Source organism: bacterium (genome assembly GCA_036504735.1).
Taxonomy (GTDB): Bacteria; Electryoneota; RPQS01; order RPQS01; family RPQS01; genus DASXUQ01.
On record DASXUQ010000019.1, the window covers coordinates 43,423 to 58,377 of the forward strand.

9 protein-coding genes are annotated in these 14,955 nt (G+C 57.7%); 7 read left to right on the forward strand and 2 right to left on the reverse strand.

The genetic code is table 11. The features are described from left to right. Positions 1–11 precede the first annotated feature (11 nt). From VGL38_14780 to VGL38_14795, 4 genes are all read left to right on the forward strand, one after another. Positions 12–1,103: a hypothetical protein gene (locus VGL38_14780; protein HEY3296693.1), complete on the forward strand. Its 1,092-nt coding sequence runs from the start codon at positions 12–14 to the stop codon at positions 1,101–1,103. Further along, a complete protein-coding gene (locus VGL38_14785) occupies positions 1,100–3,946 on the forward strand; it encodes a hypothetical protein (protein HEY3296694.1) in 2,847 nt (948 codons plus the stop codon). Before VGL38_14780 ends, VGL38_14785 begins: the two co-directional genes overlap by 4 nt. Before the next feature lie 146 nt (positions 3,947–4,092). Next, positions 4,093–6,132, forward strand: a complete 2,040-nt coding sequence (locus VGL38_14790; protein ID HEY3296695.1) for a hypothetical protein — start codon at positions 4,093–4,095, stop codon at positions 6,130–6,132. A 9-nt stretch (positions 6,133–6,141) separates the two neighbouring features. After that, positions 6,142–7,611 (forward strand): hypothetical protein, encoded by a 1,470-nt coding sequence (locus VGL38_14795; protein HEY3296696.1) that lies wholly within the window; start codon positions 6,142–6,144, stop codon positions 7,609–7,611. Positions 7,612–7,888: 277 nt separating this feature from the next. Here VGL38_14795 and VGL38_14800 read toward each other — a convergent pair whose 3' ends face one another. Both VGL38_14800 and VGL38_14805 read right to left on the reverse strand, forming a co-directional pair. Continuing rightward, positions 7,889–8,467 (reverse strand): T9SS type A sorting domain-containing protein, encoded by a 579-nt coding sequence (locus tag VGL38_14800; GenBank protein HEY3296697.1) that lies wholly within the window; start codon positions 8,465–8,467, stop codon positions 7,889–7,891. Position 8,468: 1 nt separating this feature from the next. Continuing rightward, on the reverse strand, positions 8,469–10,910 hold the full coding sequence (locus VGL38_14805) for a tail fiber domain-containing protein (GenBank protein HEY3296698.1): 2,442 nt from the start codon (positions 10,908–10,910) through the stop codon (positions 8,469–8,471). A gap of 1,148 nt (positions 10,911–12,058) precedes the next feature. Between VGL38_14805 and VGL38_14810 the strand changes: the two genes are divergently transcribed. Genes VGL38_14810 through VGL38_14820 form a run of 3 tightly spaced genes read left to right on the forward strand, consistent with a single transcriptional unit; the run spans position 12,059 to position 14,955 of the window. After that, positions 12,059–12,553: a hypothetical protein gene (locus VGL38_14810; protein HEY3296699.1), complete on the forward strand. Its 495-nt coding sequence runs from the start codon at positions 12,059–12,061 to the stop codon at positions 12,551–12,553. A gap of 54 nt (positions 12,554–12,607) precedes the next feature. After that, positions 12,608–13,546 (forward strand): methyl viologen-reducing hydrogenase, encoded by a 939-nt coding sequence (locus VGL38_14815; GenBank protein HEY3296700.1) that lies wholly within the window; start codon positions 12,608–12,610, stop codon positions 13,544–13,546. Next, the gene (locus tag VGL38_14820; protein HEY3296701.1) at positions 13,543–14,955 is read left to right on the forward strand and encodes a Ni/Fe hydrogenase subunit alpha; all 1,413 of its coding nucleotides are present in this window, start codon (positions 13,543–13,545) and stop codon (positions 14,953–14,955) included. Before VGL38_14815 ends, VGL38_14820 begins: the two co-directional genes overlap by 4 nt.

Consider the following 14,955-nt stretch of genomic DNA (forward strand, 5'->3'; position numbering starts at 1 on the left):
GAGATTGACTCATGAACATTACGGATTCCTATGAGGATCGCCTACTTTGGCTTGCCGGTCTTCACGAGACCGAGTTGCAGGCGTGGATGAAAGGCATCCTGCAATTCGGCTATTCCTACCCCTTTCCGGACAAGATCAGCACGGGAGCCCCTCACGCATCGCTCAATCTCCTGCGCGAAGATCTGGAACGCAACCTGGGAGAGCGTGGATACGGGCTTCGAGCGTCGGTGAACACGGCCTTAAGCGGCGCCGTCCGCACTCTGCTCGGCCAGTTTGACCAGGGTAATCGGGATGACACGCCATTGTATCTGGACAGGCTGCTGAATCTAGCCATCCTCTGGCACGTTCGCGATGTGATCTCCATAATGGTCGGCGGCATGCTGGCCGAGCAGTTCGAGCGGGTTCAGGCTTCCGATGCGATGATGACCCCGAAGCTGCTTTTAGCCTTGAGGACCATCTACCGCACGCTGCAACCCGCAGAGAAACACCCGTACAGCGCCGATATGGAACGTCTGTACATGAGCCTGATGAGCCATCCGCGGTTTTGCGTCCAAGGATGGAGGGGATTAGTCGAACTCCATCGCGAGCGCGGATTGTCTTATATCTTGAATATATTGGGACGCGCGACCTATCATGGTTTGCATCGCGAGTTCATCCAGACGGTTCTGGATCCGAAATTGGATTTGGCGCCGCCATTCGCCGATCATGCCGCAGCGGTCGCGCTATTTCATGGATGGAGATATGAGAGGCAATCCTCAAACATCGATTTCGAAGAGTACGCCACACGGACGCTGCCAGACGACTATCAGTTCGAGGTAGGGGTGTCACTGCAGAAGCACGGGGCTTCCCTCTTCCGGGCGGACGAATCGGCGGAGTGGGAACGGGCCCATATTCAGCAGGAAAACGAGATGGGCGATGAGTCTGAGGCGGTCTTCTCTATTCAGTCGTTCGATCCGGGCAGCGGTGTGCGGCTGCTCAGCCTCTTGAGGTTTGACACTGAAAGCCAGAAATGGAAGATCGTACTGCTCAGTTGGAGCGGTGAAACGAGCCAGCAAATCCTCAAAATGACCGGAAAGCCGCTTGCACAGGAGATGGAGCTATGAACCCGATTGACAATATTCCCCCGGACATCGTCCAAGCCTGCCAGTCTATTGCTCAGTGCCATCGTGAGGTGACGGCGTGGGGCAACGAGATCGAAAAAGTGTTGCGGCGCATGGAGCAGGACCAGCGGTTAATTCTGGGCGGGGATTATGTGGATCATGGCTCACCGCAACCCGCCGCCCGGCTGCACATCGCGGTGGATTTCGCCGAGTTGATCCGGTTGGCGTTTCCGACACTGGACAAAGAGCGCGGCGCCGGCGCAGGAGTGGACAAAGTCAGCGAGCGCCACGGTCAGATGGTGCTGTTCTTCGGGCTCTCCGCAGAGTTTTATCCCTTGGTCATGCTGCCACCCCACGCCGAAGAATACCGCCATTTTGTGAAGGATTTGCCGAATTTCGTCCAGCGGCGGGTCAACGTTGAGTTCGAGCTGTTGCGTCATCAGTTGAATGACCTTTTCCGATCAGCGGCGCTGCCGGAGGATGCCGGACCGCAGGGTGGCCAGATCAACGATCAAGACTTCCAGGCGATCGTCCGCAAATTGGAGCAAGAGTATCCGAACCTGGCGATGTTGATGTCAGGCACATTCTCCGCCGGGGTGCATCTTCTCCAGTCCTTGTTCGGCACGAGCTTTCTGACCCCGCGCGTTACGACGCGATTGGAAGACCGTCTGCCTTCGGAGGTAATCCGCACCGTAACGTGTCATTTCCCCCCTCCTAAGACTACCGCGGACGAAGAGGTCAGCAGACAAGCACCGTCCATTCCGAAAAAATCCCGCCTCTTGCCGTCGGGTCGTCCTGCCCCAGTCGATTTGCCGGGGCCGGCGGATGTCGGCAGTGACCCTTTCTGGTACACACGCTGCGTGGACGAGCGGAGGCGCGAGTTTCGCGACCGATCCGACGCCAACGACGCCGTTGCGTTGACGTGGGTAGAGCGTCTGAACCATGATCTCTATCGACGCACCCAGAGTGAGCAGCCGGAAGCGCCGCGTGACATCCTCCTATTCCTTTCCAATTCGCCCGCTCTTGTCAGGGCGCTAACCCGGGCTGAATCCATCTCCGCGGATACCAGCCACGTCTGCGTTCCCGGGCTGCAAGTCAACGTCGCATCCATTGACGCGTTGAAAGCCCTCGTGGTGGACCTGCGTCACCCGCAGGACAGTACGAATCCCATGGTGTACTTCTTCCGGCAATTGGATACCTTTCGTTTGTTCACGACGATCCGCAACCAGAACATTCTTTCCCTGACGGCAAGAGCACTGGATCCGCAGAAACGCGGCGATGTTTTGGCCAAGGTCATTCAGTTGCGCCAGGATTACGCCGTGTTTTCGGAGAACAGCAAATTGATGGCAGAGATAGCGCGAGACTTCGGTGCGGGCGGATCCCTGGACGAGAACGCATCGTATTATTCGATGTCCGCCAGCGAGGAAGGCCGGAATGCCATTCATGCTCTGAGCCGCGCGGTAGAACGGCTTGACCACCGGCGGAAGCAGATGAAAGCCGGTTTCGACTTCGCAGGCTCACTTGCACCCAGCGATATGGCGCCGCTCTTTCCCGATCTATCATTCGGGAAGGAGCGTAAAGAAGAGCGACGGTTTGCCGAGCTGATCGCATTTCTCCGCGACCGCAAGCGGGGTTTCGATCAGTTCCAGCGGTTTGTGCAGGGTGAACTCGCCGATTTTCGCTTTCGGTGGACAGCCCTGCGGCTCCAGTCGGAAGCTATCGAAACGATAGAATCGGGAAAGCCGGATTACGTGCTGCGTTTCGGCTCCCTGCCATATTATGTGACCTTGCGGGATTGCAGTCTCGGTTTGGCTAAGGATCTGGTCCAGGTCATCGATCTCTGTAATCGGGATGTTCTCCCGGGACAGGTATCATCCATAGGCCGACTACTCCTCGACTTTTCCAAGCGGCTGCATGATGACTGCTCCGAATTCTACTGGCTTGACCAAGCGGCTCCTGCGGCGGCGCAACTCGAACGCAAGTTGATCTTCCTGCAGTTGATGTTCGTGGACGAGAATTACCGGGACATTGTAAGGATCGTTGACGCCATGGACATCAGTTATCTGGGCAATGAAGTGACGGAGGCGTCGCGCGATGACATCGATCTTCTGCTGCGCGAGTTGTGCCTCCTCCGGATTGAAGCCGCGGTGCTCGATTACAGCAAAACCATGGATGCGCCGGATGTTCATCCGAAAGTCCGTGCCAAGGCCGCGAGGAACATGCGAAAGACCGTGGACGAGGCCGTTGACTTCTACGATCTTCATGCGCGGATCGCTCCTGATTTCCGTCCCTATCGGTTTCTGCACGCTGCCGTGGTCGGGACTCTTCAGTTGCTTGACCTGGCTCCCGGCGAATACTTTCATGGTGAACTCGAACGGTCCATCCTGACCAACAGATGCCGGATCGTGGCCGAAGGCGCGACAGCGGACCTTCGCCTCAGCGATACTCAGGATCTGCCGGCGACCCGATTGATCGGACAGCGTCCTCTGTGGGAGGCCGCGACCAATAATCTCATCTATTGGCTGGCGAAGAGTGGAACTCGAGACAACGTGTTTGAGGCACACCGTATTATGCAGGAGCACATTGAGCGCAACGGCAACGAGTATCCGCGCCGGGAATCTTTTAAGCACACGTGCGGTCTTGTGCATTATGAGATGTGGATGATGCTGCGTCATGATGCGTCACAGACCGACGTGGCGGCGCTTCACCGGCAAGCCGCCACGGACCTGCTCGACAAGGTGGTGCAGATCACCAAGCCGGGCAGTTTTGTCCACGTGGATTGCATAACGCGACTCGCAAAGCTGAGGCCAGGCACCCCTGCCCCAGTGAAGGGGAGCGCCGCGTGATTCACGCTTCTGCGCCCTATCCCCCAGCTTCGTGGGCGCGTAGACCTTGATGGAGAAGCGCGTCTGTATCCGCGTGGGCTTCCGGCCCATGGGTATGCAGGCGCTTTCGAATACGAACAGACGTACCCCTCATTATTTACCGCCCTATGGACAACAAACAGCCCCCGTTTCGCAAGCTCCGAGGCTATGCGTTCGACCCCTCGCTGTCGCTTCAGGCCTCGACCGTCGACATCAACGAAGTCATCTACAAGGTGGATTGGGAGTCCAAACTGGATCCGGGCCCGATCGGAGAATACGTTGAGGTCGTCGACTACGATCCGACGATCGACGAGATTTACCGTCCCGTGGATCTGAACGCCATATACCTGCTGGCGACCGAGGGACTGGAGCCGAGCGACAGCAATCCGCAGTTTCACCAGCAGATGGTGTATGCCGTGGCGATGACGACGATTCGCAATTTCGAACTGGCATTGGGCCGGAAAGCCATCTGGAATCCGAGGTGGGTGAGAACGGGCCGCACGCTGATGCGGGAATACGTCGGCAAGTTGCGCATCTACCCGCACGCCATGCGGGAAGCCAACGCGTATTACAGTCCACAGAAGAAAGCCCTGCTGTTCGGCTATTTTCTCGCCGCGCCCGATGATATCAGCCTGCATATGCCGGGCGGACTGGTGTTTACCTGTTTGAGTCATGACATCATCGCTCACGAGACGACCCATGCTCTGCTGGACGGGATGCACAGCGGATATTCCACACCCACCAACCCGGACGTTTTGGCCTTTCATGAAGCGTTCGCCGATATCGTAGCGTTGTTTCAGCATTTTACCTTTCCGGAAGTATTAAAGCATCAGATCGCCCGGACTCGAGGAGATCTGGAACAACAGAACCTTCTGGGAGAATTGGCGCAGGAGTTTGGGCAGGCTACCGGTCTGTACGGCTCGCTGCGGGAGGCCATCGGCGAACGTAACCCGGTCACCGGCAAATGGCAGAGGAAGAAGCCTAAGCCGACAGACTATGAGCAGGCGACGGAACCGCATGTGCGCGGCAGCATTCTGGTAGCGGCGGTGTTCGACGCATTCTTAAGCATCTATAAGCGGCGTGTGGCGGATCTATTGCGCATCGCCACCGGCGGCACGGGAGTCCTGCCCGAAGGGGAGCTGCATCCCGACCTGGTGAACCGTCTGGCACAGGAAGCCTCCAAGGCTGCCGGTCACGTTCTGCGCATGTGCGTCCGCGCCCTGGATTACTGTCCGACCTCGGACATTACCTTTGGCGACTATCTGCGGGCGATTATCACAGCCGATTTTGACCTGGTTGAAGATGACGCGCGCGATTACCGTCTGGCCTTCATCGAAGGCTTTCGCCAGCGGGGCATCTATCCGGACGGAATGAGGACGCTGTCCGTAGAGAGCCTTTTGTATACGCCCAACGGCGTCGGCTCGGACCTCGAAGAGAAGTTCAAGTTCCTTTCCCAGTATTTGCGCGCTTTCCGGAACCGGATCTATTATGTCACCCGGCGCAGGGAGATCTACAACATCACCAGCGCCTATATGTCCGGCAGCCGCGCATCGGGGACCGAAGACGGCGCCAAAGTGACCAGCCATAAGGTTCGCAGCCTCCAAGACCGGATCGGCCGGAAGTTTGCGCACTCGGAAGAATTCGAGGTTCTGACCGGTCTTGTGCTTTCCGAAGGATGGAAGAAGCTGGGGTTGGGGCAACTCGGCAGTAAGGAACGCGGCGCCCTCGACTTTCAGGTCCACTCCCTGCGGCTCGCCAACCGGGTCTCGCCACAAGGGAAAATTCAAAACCACATCCAGCTGACGCTGGTGCAGCGGGTGGGGATGCGCTACGATCCGGAGGCCGATGCCGCCTCGCGCAACCCCTTCACTCCGTTTGTCCCGAAGGATGATACCCCGTTGAAAAAGGACGAGTTCATCTATGAAGGATGCTGTACTCTGATCTTTGACCTGGATGACCTGACGTTGAAATATGTGATCCGGAAACCCCTTCTGGATATCGAGCGTCTGCACGCAGAGCACACGTATCAATTCAACCTCGAGCGCATGCGCCGGCAACATGGCTATCTGTTCGGCGAGTACTGCCGCAACGAATTCGTGGCGTATTTCGGCGGTGCGGAGGACAATGCCGTGAATGAGCCGTTCTCTTTTCTGCACAGAACATACTAAGGGCGTCCCATGAGTAAGAATCGCGTTGCGAAGGTGACCATCCGAATGTACAGGATCGGAACGGGGGACTGTTTCGTGCTGCAGTTCCACCGGGCCGATCAGACGGTGTGCTCGATGCTCATCGACTTCGGAAGCTGCATGGGCACTAAGGCAGACTTTGACCGCTTTGCGACAGAAATACGTGACCATGTCAACGGGCGAATCGATGTGCTGGTCGTCACGCACGAACATTTGGACCATATCATCGGGTTTGAGCGTGGCAGCGACGTGTTCCAGACAATCGAGATCGGCCAGGTGTGGGTGGCGTGGACAGAAGACCCGACGGATAAGCTGGCCAAACGGTTGAAAAGCTCATATGGTAAAGACCGGCAGGCGCTGGCCGCCGCGGTGGCGAAGATGGAGATGATGGTCAACGACCCGAATTACCGGGCAATGGTTGCCGCCGAATGGGACGCCTCCGCCCGCTTGAAACGGCAGGAAGCATTTGTCGCCGGGCTTCAGGACTTGCTGTTTCACTATACGGGTACAGCCAATGCCGCTGCGGCAATGACCAGCCAGACCCAACGGGCCATGGAGTATGTGCTGCACAAGATCAGCAAGCAGACGAAGGAGCCGCCCTTCTACTGTGTGCCGGGGCGGCAGGAGCCCAAGGTGAAGGGGCTGGACGGCGTCCGGTTCTATGTCCTGGGGCCGCCGCGGGATGAGAGCTATTTGAAGCAGGAAGAAAGCAGCGACGAGGTGTACACCCGCAAGCGCGGTTTCGCCGACGATCCGGCATTTTCGGACGCCTTGCACGACGACGCAGCGAAGCTCGAGAAGATCCGACCCTTCGAAAAGTCATTTTCCTTTGAGGAGAAGGAAGCGGTGAAAATCCGCAGCGAGCAGCTCGCCGGGCGGAACGCCTGGCGCAACATTTCGCTGGACTGGCTCACGAGCGCGGGGCACTTAGCCCTTCGGCTTGACCGGTACATGAACAACATGAGTCTGGCACTGGCCATCGAACTCGAAGACTCCGGCAAAGTGCTGTTGTTTCCCGGAGACGCGCAATCGGGCAATTGGCGCAGTTGGCATGACGATGATTTGCGGTGGACCGTTGGGAGCGGGAAAGACAGCCAGACGATTTGCGCCCGGGATCTTCTCGAGCGAACGGTCTTCTACAAGGTCGGGCATCATCTGAGCCATAACGGGACCGCATCGAGGAGCGGATTGGAACTGATGAATAGTGATGACCTTGTGGCCTTCGCCCCGCTGGACGAGAACAAGATTAGCGCGGGATGGGGACGCACGATGCCCTCGCCGGGGGTTCTGGAGGAGTTGATTCGACGCACGAAGGGCCGGATCTTCCGCATAGACACAAAACTTGAGAGCGATCCACGCGCCAAGGCTGAACGTCGCAAGTTCAGCCGGAGTGACGATGAGCTGTTCAAAGGCGCGTATGAGATTACCGACTCCTATATCGAGTACACGATCACCTTGTAGAGCGAGACCGAGCGAATCGAATCGATGGGCAACGGGCGGCGACACAGGACTACCCTTGCGTCGCGTCGCCTCCTCCGGTTTGTATCTCTGCCGGATGAAGGCGGGCAACTTCACCGCTACTCAGAAGATGTTGCTGATGAAGTAGCGTACCTTTGCTTCGATGCCACAGGGGCCGACTCAGAATGACTGGGTCGGCCCCTGTTTTGTTATTCGGAAAAGCAAAACAGGCTCCCCGATTGCGCGAGGAGCCTGTATCTGATTGACAGGTGTTGCTGAATTACTTCAGGAGCAACATCTTTTGAGAACTGACAAAGTTGCCAGCTCTGATTTGACAGATATACATACCCGCAGCCACGCTGCTGGCATTCCACGTCACATTGTACGTTCCTGCGTCCCGTGCCTCATCCACGAGGTTGGCCACTTCCTGACCCAAGGCATTGTACACTTTCAGACGTACATGCTCGGCTTTGGGCAGATCGAAGCGGATTTCGGTAACCGGGTTAAACGGGTTGGGATAGTTCTGGTGCAGGGCATACTCGGTAATGACGGGTTTCGCCGGCTTGGCGTCCATCGGGGCCATCGGAGTCACCATGACGACCGGGAGATTAATGGCACCGATCAGGGAATGTGAGCCCTTGGCGGACATCTCGAGTACCGTGATCACTCCCGTGTTCATCTTCATGGAATAGGACTCGGAATTTGCCGTTGGTCCGGGCAACGCGAGGCTCGGTTTTTCCGCAGCGCGCTCGTGAGACTTCGCGGCGTTACCCGATGTGGTTGCTATCGGCTCGTGGTTGCCGGCAAGCAGCAGCGACGGCAGTAGGAGCAAGACGGCGAACGTTAGTTTCTTGCTCATGTTAGCGGCCCTCCGAGCCTCTTACCGGGGTGTTCGAGGTGAATTTTGCCTTCTGAACCGATTCTTCGCGGGCGGCAAGCGTCTCAACCGTCTTGGTCAAACGCGAAACTTCCGCCGCCATGTTTTGGTTCTGGCTTTCCAGTTCGCGGACGCGCTTGCTGAGTTCCTGAATGGCGGCAAGAGCGATGCCGGAAGGATCAATGGTGGAGATCGTCGTGTCATTGTCACCCAGACCGAACAGAGCGTAGAAATCCTGCGCCATGGGGCCGACGTGCTTGACGGAGGCGTTCTGCGCCTTGTAATTCCACTGCTGCACCGGGAGCTTGTCAACCTTGTCCAGAATCTCCCTGGTGTTCAGCGTGCGGAAATTCTCTTTCTTGGTGCGGTCCGAGAGATTGGACCACGCACCGGCACCCGGCAGCAGAGCGACGCCTGCCGTGAGGCCGGTATTCGAGAAGAACCGGACGCCGCCGGAGGCCCGGAACGTCATCTGGTCATTGGCACTTGATGTGACATCGCCGTCATAAGAATCGCCCCAGACGAAGGAACCTTGGTTGTTGGCCTTGGCACGGCGCCCCGCCGCAAACGCATAACTGCCAGCGGTCTCATTGCGGAGCCCACCGGGAATGACTGACCAGTTACCGCGGGCGCTGTTGGAGTCTGCCGCGCCCGATCCACCGCCACCACCAATAACAGAACTGTATCCGCGGGCAAAATTGTGATGGCCACCCGCCACTACGGAATTGTCGCCGAGCGCACTATTGGTATCCGCAGCTTCCCATGTTCCACCGCCGCCTACAACCGAGTACTGCCCACGTGCGTAGTTACCCGTACCTCCGCCAATCGTACCCGCAAACCCTGTTACGATGTTATACTTGCCGCCTCCGATTGATCCGTAATTCACGAGGGCGTGATTGAACGCTCCACCCGAAATTACAGCACCGTAACCGTTGGTTTCGTTGTACCAGCCGTTCGCGATAGTTGAATAGTCGCCGAATGCGACATTGTCAGACCCGCCGCCGATCACGGGATAGTAATAGCCACTGGCCGTGTTGCCGCTGCCGCCGGCAATCACGCTGCCATAACCGGTGGCATGATTCCAACGCCCGCCCGAGACGGTGCTATAGGTGTTGGATGCATAGTTACTGACACCGCCACCGACGACGCTCTGAGTACCCACGGTGCTGTTGGAATCCGACTCCGCAGGTCCGCCACCGCCAGCGATAACGGAGTAGGCACCGCGCGCATAATTATGCAGTCCACCACCCACGACCGCATGGTCTCCATTCGCGCTGTTGGAGTCCGCCACATCGGCATTGCCACCGCCGCCGCCGATGAAGGAAAACGCTCCACGCGCGTAGTTACGGCTTCCCCCACCGATGACAGCGTGATCTCCTGAGGCGCTGTTCGAATCAGCCGCCGTGCTGCCGCCACCGCCGCCGATGAACGCGAATTGGCTACGGACCTTGTTGTACGATCCTCCGCCTACCGTGCCGTAGATTCCGGAGACGCTGTTCCAGGCGCCGCCGCCAATCGTTCCAACGGCTCCATCGCCCCCCGTGGCCCCGGGACCATCCACCTTGTTTTGAGTACCACCCCCGACAAAGGAGTAGTCCTTCATCGCGTTGTTTCCGGCGCCGGCACAGACGACGGAGCGGAAACCTGACGAGGTGTTCTGATAGCCACCGCCTACATAAGCGTAGGGGTAGTTGGCAATGTTCAACCATCCGCCGCCGATACCAGTATAGATGGCCGAGGCTGTATTGTTCAGACCACCGCCGATGACGCTCTGTACACCGGACGCGGTATTGCCTGAGCCTCCGGCGACGGAACTATTCGTTCCCGACGCCTGGCAGTTGTTACCCACCGCAAGGGAATAGGCACCGCTGGCCCGCGAACCGGTCAGGAAGCCACCAGTGATCGAGCTGTCGACGACGAGTTCACCAGTGACACGGAGAAAGTCCAAGCTTCCGTCATGACCACGCCGTCCCGTGGATCCGATTGCGCTGGCGCATTCATCGGCGTTTGTTGTCGAGATCTTTGCTCGCGGGCTCAGAACTTCCGCGTTGTCCGTGTTCGGGTTGACTGTGACATTCAGCCACAATTCACCCGTCTCGAACATTCGACGTTCGAGAGCGGTACTCGCGCCCAAGGTGGTCGTCAAGCGGCCGTCCGTAATCGAGACACTGTTTTGAATTTCCGTCCACAGCAAGGTACCGCCTTCGGCCGCATCGTAGAGTTCAAACTTCAACTCTCGCATACCGGTGACCGGTGTGCCGTCCTTTTCCGTCAGATAACCCCAGAACGGCACCTGCAAGCCCGTGACGTTTGCAGGTTGTACCGCCACTGGCTTTGACGTCGTACCCTTTGTTCCCGCCGCCTGAGCCATTGCCGCCAGCGCGAAACATAGCAGTAATAAACCCAACAATCTCGCGTGTCTCATCTGTCTCTCCTTAACAGTTGTTTTCCGACAACCTTTTAATATGTCCTGATGTGGACGGCCCCTGAGTCGGTATTGGGGGTGTATGTGGAAATTTTGAGGAAGGGGGAAGGGTGGGTGCGCATCAAAGCAAGCCGCATGCAGCGCGTCCCGAGCAGAGCACATGTAACGGTCCCTGATGCAGCGCGAAACACAATCTCACAGGCTGCATTCCACCAAGCAACAGTGGCGATATACCTCCCTATTAATATGACTTAATCAATCTCTCTTGTCAAGCAAATTCGAATTTTACCATTTTGAATCATGACATAACAGTATTGTATGAATTGGCTTGGCAATTTATACAAATATTCTTGCAAATATTAGTCTTGCCTAAACATAGATACTTGATATTCCGTGAAGACTCGGCTTCTTCGGAATACGATATGGGAAACCTCTGTAGCTCGGAGACGGGAGATTAGAGGACACACGGATGTAGACCTCCTTGCTCATATTACAAAGAGGATGCTACAGCATATGCTATCCAGATTGACTGGGCGGCTGTTATGCTGATTCGGCCCGTCAATGTACGGCCTGTGTCCGGTTCCTCCTTGACTCCGGCATGGCGGGAAAGCCAGGCTGTCCTCAGCGCTTTGCCGCGAGCAGGAATGACGCGGATGTGGCTGTGTACGACATCTCCGATTTCAACCCCTGCGTGATGGCGCGCGTGTGCCGCAGCAAACCAGTAAAGACGGTCGCACCGTGATAGATGCAACGAAGCGGGCTCTTCAAGAATGAAGAGCCCGCTTCGTTTGCACTCACCTATTGCAGCATCAGAGCAGGTGCGACCGTCGGCTGCATCCGCGACATTTGCGTACGCGTATCGGGCAATGGTTGCCTCTTTTTTTCCATCGTTCAATGCGGCATTTTTCACGATCTTCAAACCGCGGTGCCTTTTGTCCCGCGCTCCAATTGGCGACGGTAACCGTGTCCTTTGATAGTGGCGTGCTGCGGCGCGACGCTTCATCACGCAGCACTTGCGCCGCAATTGGGCAACCTCATCGAAGACCCTACAAGGCATGTTTCTTGCGCTAACGCCGCGAAACTCGTCGCAGGAATTTTCGCGCAGGTAGATGGACTCGGTGCGTTGCCAAGGTCAAGAAAGGGACATTATGCACGATTGCTGCGAAAAGCGTCAGATACTGCAGGAAGCCATGACCTTCCTCGGCGCCGTGTCCGGTGGAATGGAAGAAGCACTGGGTGATCCGGCGAACAGTCTGGCGTATCTGGCAGGAGAAAAATTAGGGCGCACGTTCTCAGAACAGGTTCACAAGACGGACAATATTATCGAGGCGCTGGACGAACTGCACCGCGTCCTCGAAGAGAACCGCTGCCTGTGGTGCTTCGAATCCTTTAAGCCCAAGGCGCAGGACACGCTGGTGCAGCGGACGGAAGGCGGTGAAGAGATCATGCTGGTGTTCCGCGATTGCATGATCCGGCAGACGCTGTTCAGGTTCGGCCACCCCCAGAAAGGCTCACTCTGCAATCTGATGAACGGTTTTTTCGCCTCCTCCCTGCAGACGATCATGGAGCGGAAGTCCCGGTTGGAAATTGTCCACGCGGGACAGAACGCCTGTTACAAGAAACTGATCATCGAGCAGAAGTAACGGCATCCCGGCACGTGTTGTTGCGGTGAATCTAATCATAAGGTTGTCGCCTCCATGGGCAATCCCAAAATCACGCTGAATCTTGAATGGCTCAGCGCCTGCGCAGGCTGCGAAGTCGGAATCGTTGACTTGCATGAGAAAATCCTGGATGTGCTGGGGCTGGCGGAGATCCAACGCTGCCCGGTGCTGACCGACATTAAGGACTATCCCCCTGCCGATATCGGGATTATCAGCGGCGCGATCCGCACCGAGCATGATCGCCACGCCGCCGAAGAGATGCGCAAGAGCTGCGGCAAGATTATTGCGTTCGGCACCTGCGCGGTGTATGGCGGAATCCCCGGCGCGGGCATGGTCCACTCCCGCGAGGATATCCTCGATCACGTCTTCATTCACAACAAGACCACCGAAACGCATACCGTACCGCTCGCCCGGATCGCACCGTTGGAACATCAGATCACTCCCCTGGACGAGGTGATCGACGTGGACCTGTATCTTCCCGGCTGCCCGCCGCACGCGGCGTTTATTCTGGACGCCCTGCTGGCGCTGGTGGAAGGCCGCGCGCCCAAGGCCAATCAGGAGGCCATCTGCGGGCGCTGCAAGCGTGAGATGAAACAGACGGACGTGAGCACCATCAAGGGGCACCACGAAGGGCTGCCGGAAGATGGCGTCTGTTTTCTCAGCCAGGGTTACGTCTGTCTGGGCTCGGTGACGCTTGACCGCTGCCTTGCCCCCTGCCCCACCAACGGCGTGGAGTGCACGGGCTGTGCGGGGCCCACGATGCAGATCCTTACCGAACCCAATATGGATATCCGTACACATGTGGCGGACCGTATGTCCCACGTGACGGCGATTCCCCGCGCGGACATCATCCGCCGCATCGAACGTGAGTCTAAGAATTTCTACTCCTACGCCATGGCGTCCAAAATGATCGGGCTGAAACCGACGTTCCTGATCCGAAAGTGGATCGCCGAAGTCGAGGAGGAACATGAGTGAAACGCACCATTGCAATTGATCCGGTGACCCGGATTGAAGGCCATGCAAAAGTCTTTCTGGACATCGCCGACGACGGATCGCTGGAGTCGGCGGGGTTGGTGGTCAATGAACTGCGCGGCTTCGAGAGGATTCTGGTGGGGATGTCCGCCGACCAGATGCCGCTGCTCACGGCGCGGATTTGCGGCGTTTGTCCATCGGCCCACCATCTGGCCGCCTGCAAAGCGCTCGACCATGCGGCCGGAGTCACTCCGCCGCCTGCCGCCGTGCTGCTGCGCGAACTGCTCTACATGGGCCACATTATCCATTCGCATACCCTCTCGCTGTTTGTTCTGCAGGGTCCGGATCTGGTCCTTGGCCTCGATGCGGATCCGGCGGTGCGCAATATTGTAGGGGTCGTGCAGGCGGCACCCGAAGCTGCAAAGAAAGCGCTGCGGCTGCGCAGCCTGGGGCAGAAGATCAATGAAATGGTGGGCGGGCGAGGTGTGCATCCGGTTACGGGGGTTGCCGGCGGAATCACCTTCGTCCTGGACAAAGAGAAGCACAAGGTCCTTGAAGAGTGGACCGGCGAGAGCCTCGGGCTTGTCACTGAATTGGCCGGCCTCGCCAAGGGCCTGTTCATGCGACTCCTCGAGAAGACTCCTCAGTTGCTCACCCAATGGGATTTGCCCACGTGGTACATGGGCACGGTGAAGGACGGTGCCCATGCCTTCTACGACGGCACACTCCGGGTGATGGACAGCGAAGGCAAAATTCAAACAGAGTTTGAAGCCGCTGAATACGACCGGCACCTCGCCGAAGCCGCGTTGGACTGGTCCTATATGAAACCGGTTTATCTGCGCCGGGGAACTGAACGTGTGGCATACAGGGTGAACACGCTGGGCCGCATCAACTGCGCCGACCGCATGGCCACTCCGCTGGCCGACCAGGAACTGCAGAACTTCTGTCAGCAGTTCGGCAGACCGTGCCACAACACCCTGATGCACATTTATGCCCGCGTCATTGAGCTGGTATCTGCGTGTGAACGGGCGAAGATGATCGTGGACGACAGGGCGATCTGGGGCGAAACGCGCGTGCCCATTCGCTTCAAGGGAGGACGGGGTGTAGGTCACATTGAAGCTGCCCGCGGTTCGCTGTTCCATGACTATGAGATCGATGAGCAGGGGATCGTGCGGCGGGCAAACCTTATTGTGGCCACGCAGCAGAATTACCACGCCATTAACCGCTCCATCGCCCAGGCCGCCGAGAGCCACGTGCTCCATAGGAATGGCGATGCCCTGCTGAACGCGGTGGAATTTGCGATTCGCTGCTACGATCCGTGCCTGTCCTGTGCGACGCATGCGGTCGGTCATATGCCGCTGGATATCGAGATCCGGCGGAACGGCGACATCGTGCGCAACATAAGGAGGTAA

What these genes read in the sequence shown, in the direction of transcription:
- VGL38_14780 (HEY3296693.1), top strand. Translation starts at nt 12, where the DNA reads ATGAACATTACGGATTCCTATGAGGATCGCCTACTTTGGCTTGCCGGT.
- VGL38_14785 (HEY3296694.1), top strand. Translation starts at nt 1,100, where the DNA reads ATGAACCCGATTGACAATATTCCCCCGGACATCGTCCAAGCCTGCCAG.
- VGL38_14790 (HEY3296695.1), top strand. Translation starts at nt 4,093, where the DNA reads ATGGACAACAAACAGCCCCCGTTTCGCAAGCTCCGAGGCTATGCGTTC.
- VGL38_14795 (HEY3296696.1), top strand. Translation starts at nt 6,142, where the DNA reads ATGAGTAAGAATCGCGTTGCGAAGGTGACCATCCGAATGTACAGGATC.
- VGL38_14800 (HEY3296697.1), bottom strand. Translation starts at nt 8,467, where the DNA reads ATGAGCAAGAAACTAACGTTCGCCGTCTTGCTCCTACTGCCGTCGCTG.
- VGL38_14805 (HEY3296698.1), bottom strand. Translation starts at nt 10,910, where the DNA reads ATGAGACACGCGAGATTGTTGGGTTTATTACTGCTATGTTTCGCGCTG.
- VGL38_14810 (HEY3296699.1), top strand. Translation starts at nt 12,059, where the DNA reads ATGCACGATTGCTGCGAAAAGCGTCAGATACTGCAGGAAGCCATGACC.
- VGL38_14815 (HEY3296700.1), top strand. Translation starts at nt 12,608, where the DNA reads ATGGGCAATCCCAAAATCACGCTGAATCTTGAATGGCTCAGCGCCTGC.